17 protein-coding genes, 1 tRNA gene and 1 pseudogene are annotated in these 26,247 nt (G+C 38.3%); 14 read left to right on the top strand and 5 right to left on the bottom strand.

The window, feature by feature from the left end; translation table 11 throughout:
• The 12 genes and pseudogenes from tuf to PVV68_RS06930 all read left to right on the top strand — a co-directional run.
• Positions 1–273 (top strand): annotated as a pseudogene (gene tuf / locus PVV68_RS06990) (elongation factor Tu); the annotation flags it as partial.
• Between the two features lie 46 nt (positions 274–319).
• A tRNA-Trp gene (locus tag PVV68_RS06985) sits at positions 320–395 on the top strand.
• Between the two features lie 215 nt (positions 396–610).
• Positions 611–823 (top strand): preprotein translocase subunit SecE, encoded by a 213-nt coding sequence (secE, locus tag PVV68_RS06980; RefSeq protein ID WP_273720977.1) that lies wholly within the window; start codon positions 611–613, stop codon positions 821–823.
• A gap of 20 nt (positions 824–843) precedes the next feature.
• A complete protein-coding gene (gene nusG, locus PVV68_RS06975; RefSeq protein ID WP_273720978.1) occupies positions 844–1,374 on the top strand; it encodes a transcription termination/antitermination protein NusG in 531 nt (176 codons plus the stop codon).
• Between the two features lie 147 nt (positions 1,375–1,521).
• A complete protein-coding gene (gene rplK, locus PVV68_RS06970; protein ID WP_183228998.1) occupies positions 1,522–1,950 on the top strand; it encodes a 50S ribosomal protein L11 in 429 nt (142 codons plus the stop codon).
• A gap of 4 nt (positions 1,951–1,954) precedes the next feature.
• Entirely contained in the window at positions 1,955–2,653 is a 699-nt protein-coding gene (rplA, locus tag PVV68_RS06965) for a 50S ribosomal protein L1 (protein WP_273720979.1), read from the top strand.
• A 364-nt stretch (positions 2,654–3,017) separates the two neighbouring features.
• On the top strand, positions 3,018–3,536 hold the full coding sequence (rplJ, locus tag PVV68_RS06960) for a 50S ribosomal protein L10 (protein ID WP_273720980.1): 519 nt from the start codon (positions 3,018–3,020) through the stop codon (positions 3,534–3,536).
• Positions 3,537–3,639: 103 nt separating this feature from the next.
• A complete protein-coding gene (rplL, locus tag PVV68_RS06955; protein ID WP_004860149.1) occupies positions 3,640–4,011 on the top strand; it encodes a 50S ribosomal protein L7/L12 in 372 nt (123 codons plus the stop codon).
• Between the two features lie 283 nt (positions 4,012–4,294).
• Positions 4,295–8,443, top strand: a complete 4,149-nt coding sequence (gene rpoB / locus PVV68_RS06950) for a DNA-directed RNA polymerase subunit beta (RefSeq protein ID WP_273720981.1) — start codon at positions 4,295–4,297, stop codon at positions 8,441–8,443.
• 178 nt (positions 8,444–8,621) lie between these two features.
• Positions 8,622–12,833, top strand: a complete 4,212-nt coding sequence (gene rpoC, locus PVV68_RS06945; RefSeq protein WP_273720982.1) for a DNA-directed RNA polymerase subunit beta' — start codon at positions 8,622–8,624, stop codon at positions 12,831–12,833.
• A 2,859-nt stretch (positions 12,834–15,692) separates the two neighbouring features.
• Positions 15,693–16,094, top strand: a complete 402-nt coding sequence (locus PVV68_RS06935) for a hypothetical protein (RefSeq protein WP_273720983.1) — start codon at positions 15,693–15,695, stop codon at positions 16,092–16,094.
• Between the two features lie 561 nt (positions 16,095–16,655).
• Positions 16,656–19,397, top strand: a complete 2,742-nt coding sequence (locus PVV68_RS06930; protein ID WP_273720984.1) for an autotransporter outer membrane beta-barrel domain-containing protein — start codon at positions 16,656–16,658, stop codon at positions 19,395–19,397.
• An 86-nt stretch (positions 19,398–19,483) separates the two neighbouring features.
• Here PVV68_RS06930 and PVV68_RS06925 read toward each other — a convergent pair whose 3' ends face one another.
• From PVV68_RS06925 to PVV68_RS06915, 3 genes are read right to left on the bottom strand one after another with little or no spacing between them, the layout of a single operon-like run.
• Entirely contained in the window at positions 19,484–19,948 is a 465-nt protein-coding gene (locus PVV68_RS06925; protein ID WP_273720985.1) for a toxin-activating lysine-acyltransferase, read from the bottom strand.
• Entirely contained in the window at positions 19,948–21,273 is a 1,326-nt protein-coding gene (locus tag PVV68_RS06920; protein ID WP_273720986.1) for an HlyD family type I secretion periplasmic adaptor subunit, read from the bottom strand. The genes PVV68_RS06925 and PVV68_RS06920 overlap by 1 nt, the downstream gene beginning before the upstream one ends.
• Positions 21,263–22,930, bottom strand: a complete 1,668-nt coding sequence (locus PVV68_RS06915) for a peptidase domain-containing ABC transporter (RefSeq protein ID WP_273720987.1) — start codon at positions 22,928–22,930, stop codon at positions 21,263–21,265. The genes PVV68_RS06920 and PVV68_RS06915 overlap by 11 nt, the downstream gene beginning before the upstream one ends.
• A gap of 252 nt (positions 22,931–23,182) precedes the next feature.
• On the opposite strand from PVV68_RS06915, the gene PVV68_RS06910 reads away from it, so the two are divergent.
• Positions 23,183–23,440, top strand: coding sequence for a hypothetical protein (locus PVV68_RS06910; RefSeq protein WP_273720988.1), 258 nt, complete (start codon positions 23,183–23,185; stop codon positions 23,438–23,440).
• A 307-nt stretch (positions 23,441–23,747) separates the two neighbouring features.
• On the opposite strand, the gene PVV68_RS06905 is transcribed toward PVV68_RS06910, so the two are convergent.
• Positions 23,748–24,152 carry an ABC transporter transmembrane domain-containing protein gene (locus tag PVV68_RS06905; protein ID WP_273720989.1) on the bottom strand — a complete coding sequence of 135 codons (405 nt, stop codon included), beginning with the start codon at positions 24,150–24,152 and terminating at the stop codon, positions 23,748–23,750.
• Between the two features lie 307 nt (positions 24,153–24,459).
• Between PVV68_RS06905 and PVV68_RS06900 the strand changes: the two genes are divergently transcribed.
• On the top strand, positions 24,460–25,296 hold the full coding sequence (locus PVV68_RS06900) for a hypothetical protein (RefSeq protein WP_273720990.1): 837 nt from the start codon (positions 24,460–24,462) through the stop codon (positions 25,294–25,296).
• A 418-nt stretch (positions 25,297–25,714) separates the two neighbouring features.
• On the opposite strand, the gene PVV68_RS06895 is transcribed toward PVV68_RS06900, so the two are convergent.
• The gene (locus tag PVV68_RS06895; protein WP_273720991.1) at positions 25,715–25,849 is read right to left on the bottom strand and encodes a hypothetical protein; all 135 of its coding nucleotides are present in this window, start codon (positions 25,847–25,849) and stop codon (positions 25,715–25,717) included.
• Positions 25,850–26,247: the final 398 nt, after the last annotated feature.

The raw sequence follows: 26,247 nt of genomic DNA, 5'->3' as shown, positions 1-26,247 counted from the left end.
TTTAAAGCAGAGGCCTACATTTTAACAAAGGATGAAGGTGGTCGTCATACTCCCTTTTTTACGAATTATCGTCCTCAGTTTTATTTCCGCACCACTGATGTTACAGGGATTGTGACGCTACCAGAAGGTACGGAGATGGTTATGCCAGGTGATAATGTTGCGATGGATGTTTCATTGATTGTTCCTATTGCTATGGAAGAGAAACTTCGCTTTGCTATTCGTGAAGGTGGTCGTACTGTTGGTGCCGGTATCGTTTCTAAGATCATTGAGTAAGTAATGCTCTTTGAGGGGATTTGATGGTATGATTTAATAAAAAGTTAGGGGTATAGCTCAGTTGGTAGAGCGGCGGTCTCCAAAACCGCAGGTCGCGGGTTCAAGCCCTGCTGCCCCTGCCAGAGAGAAATGAGTTTTAATTATTGGAGGTGGTTTTTTTACTGCCTTACTCTCTTTTTTTTCTATGGGGCTTGTTTTTTTGTGTGTGAATCGTTATTGAATAGAGAATGAGGAAGCTGCATAAGGTGCATAAGGTTTAAGATTGCCTTTTCGCATTTTTGTTGTATTTATTTTGTTGTATAAACACAATAAAGCTAGAAAGAGTATAGTGTGACTAATGGCATCTAAAACCAATCCGATTACCTTTTTAAAGCAGGTTTATGCAGAAACAGTTAAGGTGAAGTGGCCTACGCGTCGTGAAACAGTGATTTCGACTGTTATGGTGTTGTTAGTAACGACATTAGCTTCGGCTTTCTTTTTTGTTGTGGATCAAATTATGCATTTTGGTGTTTGGCGGGTTATTGATCTTCTAAAATATCTTTTTAGTTGAAAGTGCAAGGAAGTGTGACTGTGGCTACTCGTTGGTATATTGTTCAGGCATATTCAAATTTTGAAAAGAAGGTAGCGGAAGCTATTGAGAAGGAAGCAAAACAGAAGGGGCTTGATCATCTGTTTGAAAAGATTTTTGTTCCCACAGAGCGTGTTGTAGAAGTTCGTCGTGGACGCAAGGTTGATGCTGAGCGGAAATTTTTTCCTGGTTATGTTCTTGTTTGTGCTGAATTGACAGATGAGGTTTATCATCTCATTAAAAATACACCTAAAGTGACGGGTTTTTTGGGGTCAGATTCACGTCCCATTCCCATTTCTGATCGAGAAGTTGAGCAAATTCTTAAACAGGTTCAAGAAGGCGTTGATACTCCGAAATCTTCTGTATTGTTTGAAGTAGGAGAGCAGGTTCGCGTTGCTGATGGTCCTTTTGTTTCGTTTAATGGTATTGTTCAAGAGGTTGAAGAAGAGCGCTCTCGCCTTAAGGTCGAGGTGCTCATTTTTGGGCGTCCTACGCCTGTTGATTTAGAGTTTGATCAGGTTGAAAAACTCTGATGAGACTTAAAGTGGTTTTTATCACTTTGAGTAATTGGTGGGAGGTGATTTATGGCTTTTGTCAGCTTAATGAACCGAACCACTCAACTGCAGCAGGTGTCGGTCAAGTAAGTGTCCGTATACCAGTAAAATTGAAGGCAGATTGTTATGGCAAAAAAAAGTATAGGTCAGCTTAAGTTGCAGGTTCCTGCAGGAGCTGCTACTCCATCTCCACCGATTGGTCCAGCTCTTGGTCAGCGCGGTATTAATATTATGGAATTTTGTAAGGCATTTAATGCAGCTACACAAGAAATGGAAAAGGGTGCACCGATTCCAGTTGTGATCACTTATTACCAAGATAAGTCTTTTACCTTTTCTTTAAAGACTCCTCCTGTATCCTTTTTCTTAAAAAAGGAAGCAAATTTAAAATCTGGTTCAAAAGAGCCTGGTAAAGTATCTGTAGGGAGCATCTCGCGCGATAAGGTACGTTCAATTGCAGAAGCAAAGATGAAAGATCTTAACGCAAATGACATTGAGTCAGCGATGCGTATGGTTGAAGGTTCGGCTCGCTCTATGGGCTTGGAAGTGGTGGGCTAATGTTATGGCAAAACTAGCAAAGAGAATAAAAAATATTCGCAAAGATGTTGATTTTAATCAACTTTATGCTTTAAATGATGCTGTTTCGATGGTTAAGGAGCGTGCAGTTGCTAAATTTGACGAAACAATTGAAATTTCAATGAACTTGGGTGTTGACCCGCGTCATGCAGATCAAATGGTTCGAGGTGTTGCTCATTTGCCCAATGGAACGGGGCGGAATGTTCGTGTCGCCGTTTTTGCGCGTGGGGATAAGGCTGATGAGGCTAAAGCTGCGGGTGCGGATATTGTAGGGGCTGAAGATTTATTTGAAAGTATTAATGGAGGGACGATTGATTTTGATCGTTGTATCGCAACACCGGATATGATGCCTCTGGTTGGTCGTCTTGGTAAGATTCTTGGTCCACGCAGTTTAATGCCAAATCCAAAAGTTGGTACTGTGACACTTGATGTTTCTGGTGCTGTTAAAGCTTCTAAAGGTGGTGCTGTTGAATTTCGTGTTGAAAAAGCTGGTATTGTACATGCTGGTATTGGTAAGGCTTCTTTTGGGGTTGAAAAAATAGTAGAAAATATTAAAGCTTTTGCCAGTGCTGTTATTAAAGCCAAGCCGCAAGGTGCAAAAGGTGAATATATTAAACGTGTTGCAGTTTCTTCAACTATGGGGATTGGGGTTAAAGTTGATCCTACAACAGTTCGTTCAGAGTGAGTTTAAACAGATTTATAATTTGGTTTGGGGTGTATGAATATCAAAATTATATTTTAAAATATCGATTTTTATCGGTATTTTGTTATCTAGGCTTTATCGAGCTTAGGTTATACCGGAGGAAATTCCGGAATATCCTGTCCGAGATTGTGGGTGATGCTATTGGAGTATCTTAATCAAAAAAACCTACATGAGACTGGGGTAAGAACTGAGAGTTAAAAGACTTAAAGGGTTTGAGCCAGGGTTGCCTTTAATCGCTGTGCGTGAAAAAGGGGACAGGATCCTCATCGGTGGCATAAGATATTTTATGTTATCAAAGGTAACCAACGGGTTTGTTTTAAGCAAATCTGTTAAATGGAGAGAGACAGTGAATAGAGCGGAAAAACGCGAATTTGTTACATGGCTTAACGAGGCTTTCCAGAAGTCTGGTTCTGTTGTTGTTGCACATTATTCCGGTCTGACAGTTTCGCAGATGAACGATCTTCGTTCAAAAATGGGTGAAGCTGGCGGAGCCGTTAAAGTCGCCAAAAACCGTCTTGCTAAAATCGCTCTTCAGGGCACGGAATCTGAATCAATAGCGTGTCTGTTTACGGGACAAACGCTTATTGCTTATTCGGAAGATCCAATTACAGCACCGAAAGTTGCTGTTGATTTTGCGAAAACCAATGACAAATTTGTCATCCTTGGCGGTTCAATGGGTGCAACAATTTTGAGTGTAGATGCTGTGAAGTCATTGGCTTCATTGCCTTCACTAAACGAATTGCGTGCAAAACTTGTAGGTATGATTTCTACTCCTGCAACCCGTATCGCACAGGTTGTTAATGCACCTGGTGGTCAGGTCGCACGTGTTATTGGGGCATATGCTCAGGAGAATAAAGCGGCTTAAGACTGTTTTGTATTCATACTTATGGAAGAGTTTTGGTGCTTTTCTATTTTTTTTGAATAAGTTTAAACAATGGTTCAAATCTTTTAATTGAAGGAATTTAAAAATGGCTGATCTAGCGAAGATCGTAGAAGACCTTTCTAACCTAACCCTTTTGGAAGCAGCAGAGCTTTCTAAGTTGCTTGAAGAAAAATGGGGTGTTTCGGCTGCTGCTCCTGTAGCTGTAGCTGCTGTTGCTGGTGCTGCTGCTCCAGCTGCTGAAGAAAAAACAGAATTTGATGTTATTCTTGTTGAAGGTGGTGCGCAAAAAATTAATGTTATTAAGGAAGTTCGCGCTCTTACAGGCCTTGGTCTTAAAGAAGCTAAAGATTTGGTGGAAGGAGCACCTAAACCTATTAAAGAGGGTGCTTCTAAAGACGAAGCAGAAAAAATTAAATCTCAACTTGAAGCTGCTGGTGCTAAAGTTGAGCTTAAATAAATTTGATTTTATCGGCGAGCATTTATGTTCGCCGATTTCCTTTCTTCTAACGAGAAGGGAAATGATTAATGAAGAACTTTTCCCAGCTGTCCAGTAGTTGTTGGGAGTGGTTTTTGCTCTTAGTCCCTCATTGTAGAGCTCATTGAATAGATGTTTTTTATAAGTGGGACAAGTTGGTAGTGCCCTTATTGGGTAGCAAGTGAACTGATCTGCATATGCAGGTTAATGATATAAGGCTTTCAAGGTGTAGTCTACCTTGAAGAGTAAAGATCAAGGAGCGACGATGGCTCAGACCCTAGCGATGATGTCTCAATTCAATGGTCGTAAGCGCGTACGCAAATTTTTTGGTAAGATTCCTGAAGTAGCAGAGATGCCGAATCTTATTGAGGTTCAAAAAGCGTCATACGATCAGTTTCTCATGGTTGAGGAACCAAAAGGTGGACGACCAGATGAAGGTTTGCAAGCTGTTTTTAAATCGGTATTTCCTATTTCGGATTTTTCCGGTACAGCTATGCTTGAATTTGTTGGTTATGAATTTGATTTACCAAAATTTGATGTTGAGGAATGCCGTCAGCGTGATTTGACTTATGCTGCACCATTGAAAGTGATATTACGTTTAATCGTTTTTGATGTTGATGAAGATACTGGCTCGAAGGATATCAAAGATATTAAAGAGCAGGGCGTTTATATGGGCGATATGCCTTTAATGACGACGAATGGTACCTTTATCATTAATGGTACAGAGCGTGTTATTGTTTCACAGATGCACCGTTCTCCTGGTGTCTTTTTTGATCATGATAAGGGGAAGTCCCATTCATCGGGGAAGTTTCTTTTTGCTGCGCGTGTTATTCCTTATCGGGGTTCTTGGCTTGATATTGAGTTTGATGCGAAAGACATCATTTATGCCCGCATTGATAGGCGACGTAAGATTCCTGTTACGAGTCTTTTGATGGCATTAGGCATGGATGCATCAGATATTTTGTCGACGTTTTATAAGAAAGTGACTTATGAGCGAGATGGAGATGGGTGGCGTATTCCTTATTCTGTTGATCGCTTTAAAGGAATGAAGCTCGTTTCTGATCTTGTTGATGCAGACAGTGGAGAAGTTGTTGCTGAGGCTGGTAAAAAGCTAACGGTTCGTATTGCAAAGTCTTTAGCTGAAAAAGGTCTAAAAGCAGTTAAAGTCAGTGAGGATGATTTATTAGGGTGCTATTTAGCAGAAGATATTGTTAATTATCAGACAGGCGAGATTTATCTTGAAGCTGGCGATGAAATTGATGAGAAAATATTAAAGGTTTTATCTGATGTTAATGCGGATCAGATCAATATCCTTGATATTGATCACATGAATGTTGGAGCATATATCCGCAATACTTTAAAAGTGGATAAAAATGAAAGTCGACAGGATGCATTGTTTGATATTTACCGCGTAATGCGTCCAGGTGAGCCACCAACAATCGATACAGCAGAAGCTATGTTCCATTCATTATTTTTTGATCCTGAGCGTTATGATCTTTCTGCTGTTGGGCGTGTTAAGATGAATTTACGTATGGATCTTGATTGTCCAGATACTGTTCGCATCTTGCGTCAAGAAGATATTCTTGCTGTTGTTAAGATGTTGGTTGAATTGCGTGATGGTCGTGGTGAAATTGACGATATTGATAATCTTGGCAATCGTCGTGTTCGTTCTGTTGGGGAATTGATGGAGAATCAATACCGCATTGGTTTATTGCGCATGGAGCGTGCGATAAAAGAGCGTATGTCATCGGTTGAAATTGATACAGTCATGCCGCAGGACTTAATAAATGCAAAGCCTGCTGCTGCAGCGGTTCGCGAATTTTTTGGTTCTTCGCAATTATCGCAGTTTATGGATCAAACCAATCCATTATCAGAAATTACCCATAAACGCCGTCTTTCTGCTCTTGGTCCGGGCGGTTTGACTCGTGAGAGAGCAGGTTTTGAAGTTCGTGACGTACATCCTACGCATTATGGTCGTATTTGTCCAATTGAAACGCCTGAGGGACCTAATATCGGTTTGATTAATTCCTTAGCGACATTTGCACGTGTCAATAAATATGGTTTTATTGAAAGTCCATATCGTAAAATTGTTGATGGTAAAGTAACAACAGAAGTTATTTATCTCTCTGCTATGGAAGAATCAAAGCACTATGTAGCACAGGCTAATTCTTCATTAGATAGTGAAGGGCGCTTTACAGAAGAATTCGTTGTTTGTCGTCATGCTGGTGAGGTTTTGATGGCACCGCGTGATCATGTAGATTTGATGGATGTTTCCCCAAAGCAGCTAGTTTCGGTCGCAGCAGCTCTTATTCCGTTTTTGGAAAATGATGATGCCAATCGTGCACTGATGGGATCGAATATGCAACGTCAGGCAGTACCTCTTGTACGTGCTGAAGCACCTTTTGTGGGTACGGGAATGGAATCTGTTGTTGCACGTGATTCTGGTGCAGCTGTGAGTGCAAAGCGGAGTGGTATTGTTGATCAAGTTGATGCAACCCGTATTGTTATTCGTGCAACAGAAGATTTAGATCCTTCAAAATCTGGCGTTGATATTTATCGCTTACAGAAATTTCAGCGTTCTAATCAGTCTACTTGTATTAATCAGCGTCCTCTTGTGCATGTTGGGGATCGGATAGAAAAGGGGGATATTATTGCAGATGGTCCCTCCACGGATCTTGGTGATTTAGCTCTTGGGCGGAATGTGCTTGTGGCTTTTATGCCTTGGAACGGATACAACTACGAAGATTCCATTTTGTTATCTGAACGCATTGTTGCCGATGACGTCTTTACTTCGATTCATATTGAGGAGTTTGAAGTTGCGGCACGGGATACAAAGCTTGGTCCTGAAGAAATCACCCGCGATATTCCTAATGTTGCAGAAGAAGCATTAAGGAATCTTGATGAAGCTGGCATCATCTATATTGGTGCTGAAGTTCAACCTGGTGATATTTTGGTTGGTAAGATTACACCAAAAGGTGAAAGTCCCATGACCCCAGAAGAAAAGCTTTTGCGCGCGATTTTTGGGGAAAAGGCTTCGGATGTTCGTGATACTTCTATGCGAATGCCGCCAGGAACTTTTGGAACTGTGGTTGAAGTTCGTGTTTTTAACCGTCACGGTGTAGAAAAAGATGAACGTGCAATGGCAATTGAACGTGAGGAAATCGAGCGTTTGGCGAAAGACCGTGATGATGAACAGTCAATTCTTGATCGCAATGTTTATGCACGTCTTGCCGATATGTTGGCAGGTAAAGTAGCGGTAGAAGGACCGAAAGGTTTTGCAAGCAGTAAGAAGCTTGATAATACGATAATGGGTCAGTATCCGCGCTCACAATGGTGGCAATTTGCTGTTGAGGATGAAAAGCTTCAGAATGAAATTGAGGCTTTGCGCAAGCAATATGATGAATCAAAGGAAGCCTTGCAACGTCGCTTTATGGATAAAGTTGAAAAGGTCCAAAGAGGAGATGAAATGCCTCCTGGTGTCATGAAAATGGTGAAGGTTTTTGTGGCGGTAAAACGCAAAATCCAACCAGGTGATAAAATGGCGGGACGTCATGGTAATAAGGGGGTGGTATCTCGTATTCTTCCAGTAGAAGATATGCCATTTCTTGAAGATGGAACCCATGCTGATATTGTTTTGAATCCGCTTGGTGTGCCTAGTCGTATGAATGTTGGGCAAATTCTTGAAACGCATCTTGGTTGGGCATGTGCTGGCATGGGCAAGAAGATTGGCGATTTGCTAGAGTTATATCAAGAGACTGGGGATATCCTGCCTCTGCGTCAGCGTATCGAAAATCTTATGCCTGATAATGATCATAATGAACCAGTCCGTCAGTATGATAATGAAAGCCTCTACAAATTGGCGCAGCAGATGAAAAAAGGTGTTTCAATCGCAACGCCTATTTTTGACGGAGCGCATGAAGCTGATATCAATATGATGCTGGAGGATGCAGGTTTGGATAGCTCGGGTCAAGTTACGCTTTACGATGGTCGTACTGGAGAGCCTTTTGATCGTCCGGTGACAGTGGGTTATATTTACATGTTGAAGTTACACCATCTTGTTGATGATAAAATTCACGCGCGTTCGATTGGGCCATATTCGCTTGTTACACAGCAACCATTGGGTGGTAAGGCGCAATTTGGTGGTCAGCGTTTTGGTGAAATGGAGGTTTGGGCACTTGAAGCTTACGGTGCTGCATATACTCTACAGGAAATGTTGACAGTTAAATCGGATGATGTTGCTGGTCGAACAAAAGTTTATGAGGCAATTGTGCGTGGTGATGATACATTTGAAGCTGGTATACCTGAGAGCTTTAATGTGTTGGTAAAAGAAATGCGTTCACTTGCTCTCAATGTAGAACTTGATGATGCACGTGAACTTATTGCGCAGCGGGCATTATCTGATACATCGGAATAATAATTCAAAGAGCGCGCTGGAAAGAGTGCGCTCTGGTTGTCTTGAGAGGCTAAATCAAGAAACTTTTATGAAGAGAGCACAGACAGTTTTAAAAAGTAGAAATAGGCTTTAAATAACATCTGTGATAAAACAAATGAGATATTACAACAGGTTCTAAGAATCTTTGAAGGAGAACGGCATGAACCACGAGGTCATGAATCTTTTCAATCCTCAAGCGCCAGCGCAGACATTTGACTCTATTCGTATTTCCATTGCGAGTCCTGAGAAGATTTTGTCTTGGTCATACGGTGAGATCAAGAAGCCTGAGACGATTAATTATCGGACTTTTAAGCCAGAGCGTGATGGTCTTTTTTGTGCGCGTATATTTGGTCCGATTAAGGACTATGAATGTCTATGTGGTAAATATAAACGCATGAAATATAAGGGCATTATTTGTGAGAAATGCGGTGTAGAAGTGACACTTTCGCGTGTGCGTCGTGAGCGCATGGGCCATATTGAGCTTGCAGCACCTGTTGCTCATATTTGGTTTCTGAAATCATTACCAGGGCGTATTTCTACGCTTTTAGATTTAACTTTGAAGGATATTGAGCGGGTTCTCTATTTTGAGAATTATATTGTAACAGAACCCGGTTTGACATCCCTTAAGCTTCATCAACTTCTTTCCGAAGAAGAATATATGCTTGCTATTGATGAGTTTGGGGAAGATCAATTTACGGCTATGATTGGTGCTGAAGCTATTTATGAGCTTCTAGCAGGTATGGAATTAGAGAAAATAGCCAATGATTTGCGCGTTGAATTGTCTGAAACAACGTCGGAATTAAAACAAAAAAAACTGATTAAACGGCTTAAAATCGTTGAGAATTTTCTGGAATCTGGCAATAAACCAGAGTGGATGATTATGAAAACGATACCAGTTATTCCACCTGATTTACGTCCATTGGTTCCACTTGATGGTGGGCGATTTGCGACCTCAGATTTGAATGATCTTTATCGTCGTGTCATAAATCGTAACAACCGTTTAAAGCGTCTGATTGAACTGCGTGCTCCTGGAATTATTGTACGTAATGAGAAACGTATGGTACAAGAAGCCGTTGATGCATTGTTTGATAATGGTCGGCGTGGGCGTGTAATTACTGGGGCAAATAAGCGTCCATTAAAGTCTCTTTCAGATATGCTAAAGGGTAAACAAGGACGTTTCCGTCAAAACTTACTTGGGAAGCGTGTTGATTACTCAGGACGTTCTGTTATCGTGACAGGTCCTGAATTAAAACTACATCAATGTGGTCTTCCTAAAAAAATGGCTCTGGAATTATTTAAGCCTTTTATTTATGCACGGCTTGATGCGAAGGGGTATTCGTCAACTGTAAAACAAGCCAAGAAGCTTGTTGAGAAAGAACATCCTGAAGTTTGGGATATCTTGGATGAAGTGATTCGTGAGCATCCTGTTTTGCTTAATCGTGCGCCGACATTACACCGTCTAGGGATTCAGGCTTTTGAACCTGTCTTGATTGAAGGCAAAGCTATTCAGCTTCATCCATTGGTATGTACGGCTTTTAATGCGGATTTTGATGGTGATCAGATGGCGGTTCATGTTCCGCTTTCTCTTGAAGCACAGCTTGAAGCCCGTGTTTTGATGATGTCAACCAATAATATCCTTCATCCAGCCAATGGTGCCCCGATTATTGTTCCATCACAGGATATGGTTCTTGGTCTTTACTATCTTTCGATTGTTTCTGAAAAAGAACCAGGAGAGGGAATGGCTTTTGCCGATATGGGTGAACTCCATCATGCTTTGGAAAATAAGATTGTAACGCTTCACACGAAGATAAAAGGTCGTGTTAAAAATATAGGCAAAGATGGAAAAGAGGTTGCTAAACTTTATGATACAACACCTGGTCGCTTAATTATTGGAGAGCTCTTACCAAGAAATCCAAATATCTCATTTGATACTGTCAATCAAGAGATGACTAAAAAGAATATTTCTAAAATGATTGATCAGGTTTATCGGCACTGTGGGCAGAAAGAGACAGTTATTTTCTGTGATCGTATTATGCAACTTGGCTTTTCTTATGCGTGTCGTGCGGGGATTTCATTCGGCAAGGACGATATGGTTATTCCTGATAGTAAGTCACGTTTGGTTGCAGAGACAGAAGCTTTGGCTAAAGAATATGAGCAGCAATATAATGATGGTCTGATTACGCAAGGTGAAAAATATAACAAGGTTGTAGATGCGTGGGGTAAATGTACGGATCGCGTTGCCGATGAAATGATGAAACGCATTCAGTCCGTTGAATTTGATCCTAAAACGGGTCGTCAGCGTCCAATGAATTCTATTTATATGATGTCGCATTCTGGTGCACGTGGTTCTGCCAACCAGATGAAACAGCTAGCTGGTATGCGCGGATTAATGGCAAAGCCATCGGGTGAAATTATTGAAACCCCCATTATTTCAAACTTTAAAGAAGGGCTAACTGTTAACGAATACTTCAATTCGACACACGGTGCTCGTAAAGGGCTTGCTGATACTGCATTAAAAACAGCTAACTCTGGTTATCTTACACGGCGTCTTGTTGATGTTGCACAGGATGCTATTATTTCAGCTGTTGATTGTGGTACTGCAAAGGGGCTCACTATGCAGCCGATTGTTGATGCAGGGCAAATTGTTGCGTCTCTTGGGCAAAGAATTCTGGGGCGCACAGCGCTTATTGATATTTTGCATCCGGCTTCTGGAGAGGTTATCCTTGAAGGTGGAGCAATGATTGAGGAAGCTGATGTTGCTAAGATTGAAGAAGCCGGAATTCAATCTGTTCAAATTCGTTCTGCTTTAACATGTGAAACGCGTCTTGGTGTTTGTGCCAAATGCTATGGTCGTGATTTGGCGCGTGGGACACCAGTTAATCAGGGTGAGGCAGTTGGTGTTATCGCTGCTCAATCAATTGGTGAACCGGGAACCCAGCTTACGATGCGTACTTTCCACTTAGGAGGAACGGCGCAAGTTGTTGATTCATCTCATTTAGAAGCTTCTTATGAAGGTACAGTAGAGATTCGTAATCGCAATGTCGTTCGTAATTCTGAAGGTCATTTGGTGGTTATGGGACGTAATATGGCTATCCTTATCAAGGATGAAACCGGCAAAGAGCGTGTTGTGCACCGTGTGAGTTATGGTGCACATGTTTTTGTTGATGATGGTGACGTCGTTAAATGTGGCCAACGTATAGCAGAATGGGATCCTTATACCCGTCCGATTTTAACTGAAGTTGAAGGTTATGTAGGGTTTGAGGATATGATTGATGGTTTATCTGTTACTGAAACAGCTGATGAATCTACGGGTATTACGAAGCGTTTGGTGATTGATTGGCGTGCGAATCCTCGTGGAGCTGAGTTAAAACCGGCTATTATTATCCATGCGGATAAAAAAGGTGACAACATTGCCAAATTGCATAAAGGAGGTGAAGCCCGTTACATGATGTCAGTGGAAACTATTTTGTCTGTTGAACCTGGTTCTCATGTTAAGGCTGGTGATGTTATTGCGCGTTTGCCCATGGAAAGTGCTAAAACAAAAGATATTACAGGTGGTCTACCACGTGTGGCAGAGCTTTTTGAAGCACGGCGTCCGAAGGATCACGCCATTATTGCTGAAGTCAGTGGTACAATTCGATTTGGTCGTGGTTATAAAAATAAACGTCGTATTATCATTGAACCAAATGATGAAACTCTTGAACCAGTAGAATATTTGATTCCCAAAGGTAAGTTGTTTCACTTCCAAGAAGGCGACCAAATTGAAAAAGGAGATTATATCCTTGATGGTAACCCAGCACCTCATGATATTTTGGCAATTAAGGGTGTTGAAGCTTTGGCGTCTTATCTTGTTAATGAAATTCAAGAAGTTTATCGTTTGCAGGGTGTTCTCATTAATGACAAGCACATTGAAGTGATTGTTCGCCAAATGTTGCAAAAAGTAGAAATTACTGAATCTGGGGATTCTGGTTATATTCCAGGCGATAATGTTGATCGTATTGAGCTTGATGAGATCAATGATAATTTGATTGCAGAAGGAAAGAGACCTGCATCCGGGACTCCTATCCTTCTTGGCATTACCAAAGCATCTCTTCAAACACCATCGTTTATTTCGGCAGCATCCTTTCAGGAGACAACAAGAGTGCTTACTGAAGCGGCAGTTTCTGGTAAAATTGATACTTTGCAAGGTCTTAAGGAGAATGTTATTGTTGGTCGTCTCATTCCAGCTGGTACAGGAGGAACGATTGCACAAATCCGCCGTATTGCAGCAGTTCGTGATGATTTAATCGTAGATGAGCGTCGCAAATCTAGCAATAATGAGGTAGCTAAGGCGATGTTGACAAATATGGCAACTGAAGCCGTTGCTGAATAATTTAAATAAATGTCATAAAGAATAAGAGGAGAGCGCCTGAATTTAGAATTCGGGCGTTTTTTATTTTACAATGCAGAAGATGTGCATTTTAAAAACAAATATGACAATAAAAATTGTGAGATGATAGTCATCTTAAGCATCTATGGTGGTTTGTTGTATTTTCTTATTAATACGCTTTATCTTTTTTTAAATTTATGAAATTTTTAAATGCTGTCAGATTAAAGCGTTTTTTTAAGGATTTCAAAGGAGAAGAGTACATAGGGTAATACAGCAGCGATATTTTAAAGAAAAATGGTGTCTTATCTAAAATAAGAAAACGACTGATTTTAATATTTTTTATAAAAACTGAAAAAGCTATAATGAATGATCAAAAGTTTTTTATAATCGGAAAAGCAATTGATTTGTGCTATACAATATTTGCATGATGAAAAACTTTGTATTTCTTTCATATTAAGACTTCAGGAAAGAAGAGAATAAACGGTTTATAAAAACAGAATGCTAAACTGTATGGATATTATTCAAGTATAAATTGACATGTGAATTTTTAATAAATATCCGGATTTTGCTTTATTATGAAGAATAAGGGGTTCTTGTGTCTTTCCCAGCGTGGGAGCAACATCGCGTGAATGTGCAAGCTAGCACAGCTAGTGTTTGAGTATTGCTTGGGTTGATGAGATGCCAAAAACAATATGGCGTATAATATTTTATGCCACAGAAAAGCCCATGATGAAATGGAAGGTTATACCAAGTCCATTATCAGCAATGGCACCATCATTTTTACCGGTAAAGCCAGTTAGAGAGAAATGGGACAAGGTTTTAGGCTGGTTCCTTTCCTCAACTGCAATACCATAGCAGCCCACTAGACTGTGGCACCGATAGATAAACAGCCGGTGAGGGAATAATTTATAATAGCCTAGATATGATTAATAGATTGATAGATGAAGAATTTCGATAGCTTAAGATGAAATTTATAAAATTGTATTTAGAGTATCTTGTAAGCACAGTTGAGCATAATAAAAAGGAAAATGTAATTTATTTAACAGATGAAAATGGGAAGCTTATAACAGAGCACAATGGAAAATTAATACTTCAATATCATTATTTAAAAGCTGAAGAGAAGAAGCATAAGCAGACTATAATAGGAAAGTCTATATCTTCTACAATAACACTTTGAACTGCTGTCCAAGTTTACTGATAATGATCATGAACCGCTTTGTTTTACATTTTCCCACAAGTTGATTCATGGAAAGTAGAGATAGGAGTAGCACTTTATCAAAACTTTGGAGGTGAGTAATTCGATAAAGAAATTTCATATTTTATATATAGTTATGGGAATACAAGGGGGCTGATTGATTGCACATCCGCGGTACTATAACAATAGGCAATGGATTATGTGATTTGGTAAAGCATGGCATCCACGGTATAGCAAATAAAACAGAGATCTATCCTTTGGAAACAACTAATCACGCTCAATCGATAGCAAATATATTATATGTCATAAATGATCATAAGAAAAATCATGTCAACTTACAAAACATGTGCTTGACTCTATTGATATGGTGTTTGGTTATAATCCACTTACTTTTTATCAGCTCTCCTTAGAGAGAAATTTCTTATTTATATAATACGACTTATATTTCCGATACAATTCTATAGTCATGAGTCTACTTAAAGAGGTAGGGAGAGTATTATTGGGTTATTTTCCTAGTACACATAATTGTTATGGTCATGTTGATGATACATGTACAGGGTGCTAATGTTCACCTAATTCTATACCAATTTATTCTAAAAATTTATGGAGCAAAAAATAGAATAAACCTTAAAATTATTGAGTGTGCTTATTCTGTTAATTGTAGTAACATATTGATTTATAATGAATAATTTTGCGTTATTTATATTAAATTAGAACCCCGAATACCCTAAGATTATCTCATTTCAAATCTTTCCCATGTTGAATCAGATAAAATCACTTGCTTGCACGTCAAAAGTGGGATGAGTGTGGATAAAAACTGTACAAGAAAGGAGTAAAATGGCTCTTATGAATCGTCTTAGGTGCCAAGGGCTGTCGCAACATTGGGGTCTGGCAAATAGATAGTATGATGGTGCCGGCTTGTTACTCCGTAAGTGTTACTAGATATGATTTTGTTCAAGCCGACTCCAGAGTACGTGAGTTATGTAAGAGAAGTCTAGTACAGATTTAATGAGATAGAAAAGCACATTGTTGGAATGCGGAATGCCAATCCTTTATGATAAGAATACAGAAAATACAAAAGTTAGCATCAATGTAAAAACAGTGATTTATATCTGCATGTTTCAGATAGGATTCTACTATAGAGATGGAGTAGTTTCGATGAGGGAAGTCATGTTGTACTTTTAAAGAAGAAAACCTTCCCATTTGTTGTCCTGGCCTGTCATTCCACAGAGAAGTATCAAGAAGCGCTTAAATAGCCCTTATTGTAAAACATCCAGAACAATATGCATGTGCGCCTTAAGTCTGCTGGTAATGATCAACAATCCCTAACTTCATGTTTTTACGTATCTGTGTGAGATTATTTCTTCAAAGCATTATGACAATGCTGTTTATCTATAGCTGGTACAAATGTGACACAATACTTGAATAAAACCTCTCTAGGTTGTAACGCGAATATCGATAATAATTATAGATATAATGTTAAGGAAAGAGCAATTCAGCCGTAATTCTACTATATTTCTGACATGTAATGGCAGAAAGTAGTGAAAATGAGATATATCAAAATGATAATGAAGGTTGATATCGTCTACCATTATTTTGGAAATAAAAGACAGGATGTAAAGTAATTTATCGGTTGCTTTTAATATCAAATATTCAAGGATAGAAAAATGAAGCGGATTTTTAAATTATTAAGCGGGATCATTTTATTTATTATGGCTGGATGTTACCCAGAACAGCCTTCTCGAACAGTTGTCGATGCATGGGAGAAGGCTGGAGCAGATCAAATTGAGATTAAAAAAGCTTTGCTAGAATGCGGAATACTGCATCTTGATGGTCGTCTTAATATAGAAATGAGCCTCGATAAAAAATTAAACGAAGAGGAGGCAAAGCGTCTATGCATGATACAAGCAGGTTTCCATGAGAAATTTGGAATGGTGAAATTATGTGAGAAGCATGAAAATCTTCCGATTTGTCAGACTGATGCAATTATTCCTCAGCGGAATGTCGATAGACGTTTGAATAGTCCTCATTGTAAAGAACATAAAGAACAACCTGAATGCCAGCTTTAAATTTTTCTGCTGGTAATGCAAAAATCCCACTTTCTTGCGTTTTCTTATCTGTGCGAAATTGTTTCTTCAATCCACCATTTCCATTTAGTCTTCAACTATCTTGGAAAATGCGGATGAGAAATATTAATAAGCTTACAAGGCTTCTATTGGAGGAATCCGTGTAGTTTCACTTTTTATCGATCTGTCATTTATATTTATACAATACAGTTCATATTGCTAAATATTTCTTTCTCAGAATAATACATTTAGTTTAATATAAAATTCTTTTCAGAGTTTTTATTTTATAAATTTTTATAGGTATAATTTTACTAAATTTGTTTTTTGAAGATAGATAATGCTGGCTTTCTTAACTATTTTGTAACAACATCTTTAAAAGGTTGCAAGCGTAAATTGTGCTCTCTTATTTTATTCTCTCTTTACATAAAACACAAAATGTATTATGAATACTTTAATTTGCCGGATAAGCAGCTTATTGTTTATTTTATATCATCGTGTTTTGATCCATAGTTTGTTCTTTCCTGCATTTTTTGTTTTGCTGAGAAAAAGAAAGTTTGAAGAGGAATGATCATTAGGGTATCTAAGAGTCGCTTATGCGCGTGCGTTTTTACAACAGCTATTTTTCCTTTTTTATTGAATATAAATGTTAACGCGAGTTCTTCTTCATCTATGTTATTTCCATGTGAGGAAGGAAAGTTACCTTATCAATGTAGTGATGGTGTAGAACATACAATTAGCGATAAAATATACAAATTTGTTAAATCCTCTAAAGAAGAAAAGGGAAGAGATAATTCTCTTATATTCTCTGCTGCCATAGTTGCGCAGAAGGCAGGTACAGTTATTCAAGCAAATCGTCTACAAATTAGCGGTGTTAATGATGTAGAAAATACTTATGGTGTTGTTGCATCGCAAGGGGGAAAAGTTGTTTTGAATGATTCAACTTTTAAGGATATGTCAACAGGTCTGAGAGCTAATAAGGGAATAATCGAGATAAATCGTGGAACAGTTGAGGCAATAGAAATAGGTGTTCATGCAGAAAAGCAAGGGGCATCTGTCCTTTTAACAAATGCGAAAATTAAGGTGAAAGGGCAGGATTTTAACCAAGGAGTAGCTCTGTTTAGTGGTGCCGATGCGATTATTAAGATGACGGGGGGATCGATTGATGTGGAAGATGCAGCAGCACTTTATGTAGGCATAAGGGGGCGTGCGACTTTAGAGGAGGTTAGCATTTTTTCAAAAGATCAACAAATCGATATAGATGAAGACGATGGGATTGGTCTTGCGGTTTTTAATGTAAATCAGCATGGCTCTATTTCTTTTAAAAAGAGCAAAGTTGTTGCAACCGATATTCATGGTTTATGGATGGGGTTAGATGCTCATACGCAATCAAGTGGGAGCGGAGAGGAAAATATTTTAATTTCACGCGTTAATATTGAAGATTCGAAAGTTACTGTTACAGGTAACAAATATGGCATGTACTTTGATATGAACAAAGAAAACAATGAATACCAACAGGGATTTGTTTTTCTGAAAAATACAACTTTTGATGTTCCAAATGGTACAGCTATTCATAGTCGTAAGAGCAGTGGTTATATTGGCTTAACAGAGGGTACAGAGATCACTGGTAACTTATTACTCACATCGGAGGAGGGATCTTCTGTAGCGATTTTAGCTGATTCTTCTTCCCTTATAGGGGGCACACGCGTCACAGATAATTCTGTCGCGGAACTTTATTTGACAGGAGGGTCAAAATGGATTTTGACAAAAAGGAAAGAGGCAAATTCGCAAAATTTAAACCGTGTAAATTCGTCTATTTCATTTGTAAAGCTTTCTGACAGTTCTCTTATCTTTGAAGATCCAACTTTGCAACAATACCAGACTCTTTATGTTGGAAAGGGAGGGGGAGAAGTTTACAATGCTCAGGATAATGCACGGATTTATCTCAATACGCATCTAGGTGCTGATGGCTCGCTTAATAATCAAAAGACTGACCGGCTTTTGATTCATGGTGATGTTTCCGGAAAAACTACAGTTTATGTGCAGTTTATTACAGCAAGTCAAGGGGAGACAGCAGGCGGTGAAAATTCTAAAACTATTTCACTTATTCAAGTCTCTGGAAAAGCAGCCGAAGATTCTTTTCAGTTGAGTAGCTCTTATATTGCGTTGGAAGGTTTTCCTTACCAATATTATCTGCGTGGGTATGGCCCAGATTCTTCTCTTGGGAGAGCAAAGAATTCTCAAAGATTAGTAAAAGGCGATGGGAGTTTTTGGGATTTTCGCCTCGAAAGTAAATATATTCAACCCATTCAAAAGACATCAAAACTCTCTCATTTTGAGCTAAGAGTGAGGGATGTTGTTCCACAAATTCCAACTTATCTTCTTTTACCAAATGCTTTATTTCATGCTGGCTTGATGGATATTAATAATCAAAATGAGCAATTGAAAACTATACGCTCTGTTTCTGGTAGACAGATTGATAGAGGTCCTACTTTATTTGTTCATGGTTATGGCGGAAAACATCGTTATGTCCCAGATCTTTCCGCTCTTAAATATGGTTATGCAGGTGATCTTGATTATAATGCCATAGAGGCCGGTATTTTATTTAAAACAATTGAAAATGCATACAGTACAACATCCTTTGGCATTATGGGAACCTATGGAAAACTTTCTTTGCGACCTCAGAATGTTGAACAAAGCCAAGAAAGTATATTTCATAAACAGTCAGTGACAGCCTATGGTAATGTGGAACATGAGGTTGGTTTTTATGTGGATGGACTTTTATCCTATGGCCTTTTAAAAGGTGATGTTCTCACTTCTGTACGGGGAAGGGCGGCAACATTAAAGGGTAAACTCTTAAATGTTTCATTGTCTGCTGGTAAAGCATTTATGACTGGGTATAAAGGTTTTGTTTTTGATCCACAAATTCAATTTGTTTATCAACATCTTCAGTTTCATAAAGCACGCGATATTGACGGATTTGATGTTGATATGGGAAAGCATGATCAATGGGTAATGCGTATTGGTGGGCGTTTAACCAAGACATTTGCAGAACTTGAAAAGGAACGTCTCATTTCCTTGTATGGCAGGGTTCATTTTGCTAACCGTTTTGGAGGAAAGCAATTTGTGCATTTTAAAGATGCTTTTCAGTTAGGTTCTTTTGGCTCTTCTTTAGAAGCTGGTTTGGGTATTCACTCGCAGTTATCTCCTAAAATTATACTTCACGGTGATCTAAACTATCAACATAAGCTTACTAAAGCTGGTTTTATTGGAATTCGTTTTTCTGGTGGATTGCGCTATCGTTTTTGAAATGGGTTTGGAAAAAAGTTAAATCTAAGCAAATCTATTATGAGAAGAGTTTCTAAATGAATTTATACTCACTTATTTTATAAAAACTATTTGGATGGATTTTGTGTTCTGTAGCTACACCAGCGTGCAATTTTTCGTATTCCACCCTCTTCATTACGTCGTACAGCATAACAATAACGCTGATCAGGAAATATGTTTCGTTGCATATCGCGTACAATATGAGCAGTATGACCATAAGGTGCAACAAAATCGATGAACCATACGTATTTTCCATTCTGCCAATTGGCATCGGGTAAAAACTCTCCCGTTTTAAGCATAGAGTGATGATTTTTTTCATCTAAAAAAGCCCAAGTGATAAAGGCGCAAAATTCTCCACGTTCATTTTTATAGAGTTTATATTGCCCAGTCTGTAAAGCTGGACCTAAGTTTCGTTCAATATCCCAAATTCGCCAGCGACGGTATAAGTGGGATTGAAGCATTAAAATAATCATGGCACCCAAAGCCGTAAGAGGATCTATGAGTGATGGTGATAAATTTTCATTTACAGACATTATCTTTCCTTTAGAGATTGTTCTAAAATTTTTGTAATAGGTTCAAAGAAATAAGAAATGAGACGCCGTTTTGAAGTAATGACATCAGCTGTCACAGTCATGCCTGGAATAAATTTCAGCTCTTTCTGATTAAAAGTGATGTGATCCTGGTCGATTTTGATTAAAACAGCATAAGCACCATTAATTTCTTGCTCACGGCGAGCTGTTGCACCTACATTCATAACTGTGCCATAGACAACACCGTAGCGTTCAGGCGGAAAGGCAGAAAATTTCACGTAAGCACGTTGTCCTTTTTCTAAAAAGCCAATATCTCTATTATCAAAAAACGCTTCAACAATGAGACCGCCCGCACCAGGGACAATACGCATGAGCGTTTTCCCCGCTTCTACAAAGCCACCCAAAGTGTGGATACTTAAATCATCAATGCGCCCATCAACAGGTGCATAAAGTGATAAATGGTCAAGACGATATTGGCAGCTGTCAAGTTTGGCTTTTAATCCTTGCAGAGAGAGTTCTGTTTCACGAGAAAGTTGCTGATAGCGGGCGATTTCATCGGAAATAAGGCTTTGTCTTTGTTGGCGGAGCACTTCTATTTCAGCGCTGTTTTCTTCCAAACGCCTTTGATTGGCTAAAATTTCATGTTCTACATTTTTAAAGTCATGTAAACGCTCTAAATAAAGGGAGTTGCTGATGACTTTTGTTTCCATCAGGCTTTTAGCAGCTTTGAGCTTTTCTTGGCTTAATTGTTGATCATCTTTTAATTTATCCAATTGTGCGTATTGGACAGCACCGCTACGTGTGACTCGATCAGCTTGAGCTTTCAGTGCTTTTACTTTATCTTGTAATGATTGAAGGGTCGCGTGGATGAGTTTTTCTCCCTCCATTTTTGCTGTCGTACTGCTTGAGGGAGGAAACTGCAAATAAGCGAGCCCTTTGGTTACAAAATCTTTATCCAAAGGCTCTCGCTCACTCAAGGCAGCTAAAATCGCAGCGGCAATTTGGGCTTGAAGAGTCTGTTGGGCGATATCGGCTTGAACGCGTGCGCGTTCATTGAGGGCTTCACGCGGATCTAATTGAATAAGGAGATCGCCTTGATGAACAAATTGCCCCTCTTTTACGAGAATTTTCTCAATACGACCTGTATTTTGCGCTTGGACCAATTGAACATAGGAAGTGGGAATAACCGCTCCTTGTCCCCGTGCAACAATCTCTGTTTTTATGATAAAACTACCAATCACAATAAAAAGGAATAAGGCAACCAAAACAGCGACCACCATATGAAGGGTTGGCGATAAAGGGCGCAAATGGGGAGCCTTATCTGCCATTTTTTGCCTCCAGATCAGTAAAATTTAATATGGTTGCATGCTTGGGAAAAAGATCACTTTTGTGGGTAATGACGAGAACAATACGATCTTGTGCAAGTTTATATAAATGTTCAACAATTTGTGCACTGACCCTGTCATCTAATGCAGAAGTAGGTTCATCCAAGATAAGAACCTGTGGTTCGATGAGAAAAAAACAAGCCAATGCTAAGCGTTGGCGTTGTCCACCTGATAAAAAGCCCCCTTGCTCACCCACTTGGGTATGGAGCCCTTGAGGCAATTGGGCAATGAGATCATAACAAGCGCTAGCATGAATTGCAGTATTGATTTCATCTTCAGTAGCATTTGGTTTGGCAAGATACATATTTTCAAGAATGGTTCCGGAAAAAAGACAAGGACTTTGAGGAAAATATGCGATTGTTTTACGAACGCTACGGATATCAAAATTCTGTATAGATTGATTGTTAATCAATATTTGTCCACTCGCTGGGGGATAAAGAGCGCAAAGGAGTTTGGCTAAAGTTGATTTTCCACAGCCTGAAGGACCAAGCAACATAATGGGTTGCCCAGGTTTTAAACAAATATCAAGATGGTTAATAATAGGTGTTTCTCCATAAGAAAAACAGATATTTTTCGCTTCAAGATAAGGGGACGCAGTGAGCTGAAGAGGTGGTTTTTCTGTTTCCCATTCTGAAGGAGAGTTAAGAATATCACCCAAACGAAGACGAGAAATTTTTAAATGCTGCCATTCTTCCCATAAGGAGGCAAGGCTTAAGATAGGACCAGAAACATTGCCAGCAAGAAGATGAAAGGCAATAAGTTGTCCTAGTGTGATTTGATTTTGCAGCACTGCTTGGGCGCCAAAAAAGATGATAAAAATGGTGAAAAGATCACCAAAAATATGGCTTAAAGCCCCATTCAAGAGATGAAATTTACTCGTTGTAAGGCTTTGATCGAGACTGCGGGCTAAAGTTTCTTGCATCCGTATCGTATGAGCAGGTTCTTTTACGTGTGCTTTGATGGCTTCAAGATTACTAAAACTTTCAATAAGGCGTGATTTATGGGCGGCTTGCAGAGTGAATGCACGGCGTAATTGGCGGCGTAAAAAGGGACCAACAGATGCTAAAGAGCCCATTTGTAAGGGTAAAATGATAAGGACGATAAAGGTAAGTTTCGGACTAATGGAAAAGAGTGCTGCAAGGTAAATAATGGCAAACAGAACATTCAGTACAGTTGTTGCAATAGTTCCTGTTAAAATCCCGTAAACTGTGTCAACTTCTCCAATACGTGAAAACAATTCTCCCACTTGCCAATGACGTAAGGTATGCAAAGAGAGGCTTAACAGATGGGTATAAATACGCCGTCCAAATTCTAGGGTAAGCCGATTGGCTAAATAAGTGCCTAGGTAACCTGATAGAGCGCTAAGAGCTGTGCTAAACAGCATGATAGCAACCATCAAGACAACAATAGCATAAAGACTTTCAAGGCGCTGAAAAGGGAGAATACGGTCAATAATTGCCTGAAAGATAAAGGGGTTCACTAAACCCAGCAAACGCAAAACAACAGCAACGCAACTGAGTTCGATGACATAATAAATATATTTCTTTGTTGTTCTTGTAAACCAAGAGAATGATACTGGTTTTTCTTGTGAAGGGTTCATTTGATTTTATGATTTTTAAAAGAGAAAGATAACTCTGTTTTTCATATTTTACAGTATTGTAAAGATTATTATTATTTAATAAAAATATATTTTTACGTATAAACAATACACACATACTGTATTTATTATGTATGCATTATTTTTATTTTATTTTAAATTAAAATTATATTTGATAGTGTTCTAAACCGCATGCTAACCATTTTAGCTGTATCACTATGATACGTTATTTTAATAACTTAAGGAGAAGTTAAAATGGGTAGTTCAAGCTCATCACATGATTCACATGGTGCAAGCGGTTTTTGGGACACATGTCATCCTGGTGATTATATTGCACATTCAGCCCAGAAGGCAAGTCGAACTGCACAAACAACAGCATTAGGTATGACGGTAGCATCTATTTTCTTTCCAGAAATTCGTGCTGTAAGGATTATTGGTGCAGCTGTAGTTGGAGCGTCCGTAACAGCGGCTGGTGATGGTCTCTACGAGAAGAAAGATCAATGCATAAAGTAAAACTACTTAATAATGTTTTAAATTATAATTAATATCTAAAAATATACCTCTAAATTTCTATTATTACGGATATATTAAAAATACTAATATATTTACAATTATGCATAAAGCAGAATTTAGAGGTATATTATGATATTTTTATTTGGAATTTTTTTTATGATAGATGTTATTGATAATGTTATTAAATCATTAATTTTAACAGTTATTTTTGGATTTTTATTTGTCTTTTTATTAAGGGTTCAAAATGTTAAGTTAAATGATGTTAAAAATAAAGTGTTAATAGTAACAATAACTGTGTTTTTTATTACTAATTTTTTAATGAGATATATTGGTTTATACTAAATCCATATAAATTTATTTTTTTACAGAGTTTTTTTCTTAAAAAACCGCGAATTGTATCAACCTCTCCAATACGCGAAAACAGTTCCCCCACTTGCCAATGACGTAAGGTATGCAAAGAGAGGCTTAACAGATGGGTATAAATACGCCGTCCAAATTCCAGGGTAAGCCGATTGGCTAAATAAGTGCCTAGGTAACCTGATAGAGCGCTAAGAGCAGTGCTAAACAGCATGATAGCAACCATCAAGACAACAATAGCATAAAGACTTTCAAGGCGCTGAAAAGGGAGAATACGGTCAATAATTGCTTGAAAGATAAAGGGGTTTACCAAACCCAGCAAACGCAAAACAACAGCAACTGAGTTCGACGACATAATAAATATATTTCTTTGTTGTTCTTGTAAACCAAGAGAAGGCTACTGGTTTTTCTTGTGAATGCTTCATTTGATTTTATGATTTTGTTAAGAGAAAGAGCGATGGATGTCGCATATTTTAACAGTATTGTAAATATTATTATTGCTTAATTAAAATATACATTTTATTATAATATAGATATAATGTATTTATTATTTATATTTTTTAAAATTATATTTGACATTCTTTGGGCATCATAATAATAACAGTTTTCACTGTATCATTATGATGCATTTTTTTAATAGATATTAGGAGGATTAAAATGGAATGGGGAGTTCAAGCTCATCAAATGATTCAATTAGTAACTCACAACCAAAAAGTTGGCTTTTTCCAGAAGATGATTATAGTACAGACGCTTATGCTCAAGCAGCAGGTAAAGGCGGCATTGTAGGAGCAATATTAGGAGGTGGTGCTGGCGCAGCTGGAGGTTCTATTGCTAGACCAGGAGGTGCAGGTGCTGGCTTACTCGGTGGAGCAGTAAGCGGCGGAATAGGAGGAGCTGGTGATTCAATTAATAACTCACAACCAAAAAGTTGGCTTTTTCCAGAAGAAGATGATTGTAGCGCAGGCGCTCATTCCCAAGCAACAGGTGCAGGCGGCATCATCGGAGAATTAATAGGAGGTGTTGCTGGTGCAATAGGAGGTGGACTAGCAGGAGCTGGTGACGCTTTGGCAGATAAATACAATCAATGCCATACGCCACCAAGTTGTGAAGTAAGCGATTATGTTGATGCAGCTGCCATACACGGAGGCATAGGCGCAGTAAGTGGTGCATTAGTTGGGCCGGAAGGAGCACTAGTGGGCGGATTAGGAGGAGCTGCTAACGGTTTGATAGATAAGTACAATGAATGCCATCCGAATCCAAGTTGTGAAGTAAGCGATTATGTTGAAGCAGCTGCCATAAAGGCAGGCGCAGGAGCATTAATTGGTGCATTAGTTGGTCCGGAAGGAGCAGTAGGCGGCGGACTAACAGGAGCTGCTACCGGTTTTATAGATAAATACAATCAATGCCATCCGCAAAGTGGAGGGACACTTTTTCTAATTTATTTAGAAAATAACGATAAAGATATTTCTGAAATCAGTGATATTGTAAACATACTTTAAAGCTATGGTTCAACTGATTTCAGGGATATTTTTGTTTATGATAATAGTTATTTTATTTTGGATTTTTTTGTTATGCATACTTTTATTAGCTCCTTATCGGCAACGTTTATATATGGATTTTTAATGTTTTTTTACAATAGATTTAAAGGTGAGAACTGGAGTATAAAAAGAATAATATTATCAACAATTATATTTTTTATAATATATTATTCTGGAAGTTTATTAGTTAAATATATGGGAATTTTATAATAATATAGCATTAAGTTATTATCATTATTTTATTATTTATTATAATTTATATATTTTTACAAATTATATTTGATTTTTTGCTAAATAGCATGCTCATCAGATGATTCAAGTAGTAACTCACAACCAAAAGTTGGCTTTTTCCAGAATAAGATGATTGTAGTACAGACGCTCATTCCCAAGCATCAGGTGCAGGCGGCATCGTAGGAGGATTAATAGGAGGTATTGCTGGGGCATTATTGGGGCCGGAAGGAGCACTAACAGGTGGATTAGAAGGAGCTGCTACCGGTTTTATAGATAAGTACAATCAATGCCATCCATAAAATGGAGGAATACTGCTTCTAATTTATTTAGAAAATAGCGATAAAGATATTTCTGAGATCAGTGATATTATAAACATACTTTAAAGCTATGGTTTAACTGATTTCAGGGATATTTTTGTGTATGATAATAGATATTTTATTTTGGATTTTTTTGTTATGAATACTTTTACTAGCTCTTTATTGGCAACGTTTATATATGGATTTTTCATGTTTTTTTCAATAGATTTAAAGGTGAGAACTGGAGTATAAAAAGAACAATATTAATAACAATTAGGTTTTTTATATTATATTATGCTGCAAATCTATTAATTGAATATATGAGAATTTTAAAATAATATATAATTAAGTTATTATCATTATTTTAAGAATAATTATAATTTAT

Source organism: Bartonella sp. ML69XJBT (assembly GCF_028618515.1).
Lineage (GTDB): Bacteria > Pseudomonadota > Alphaproteobacteria > Rhizobiales > Rhizobiaceae > Bartonella.
The sequence above is the reverse complement of the archived record's forward strand: the minus strand, read 5'-3'. Positions and strand labels throughout refer to the sequence as shown.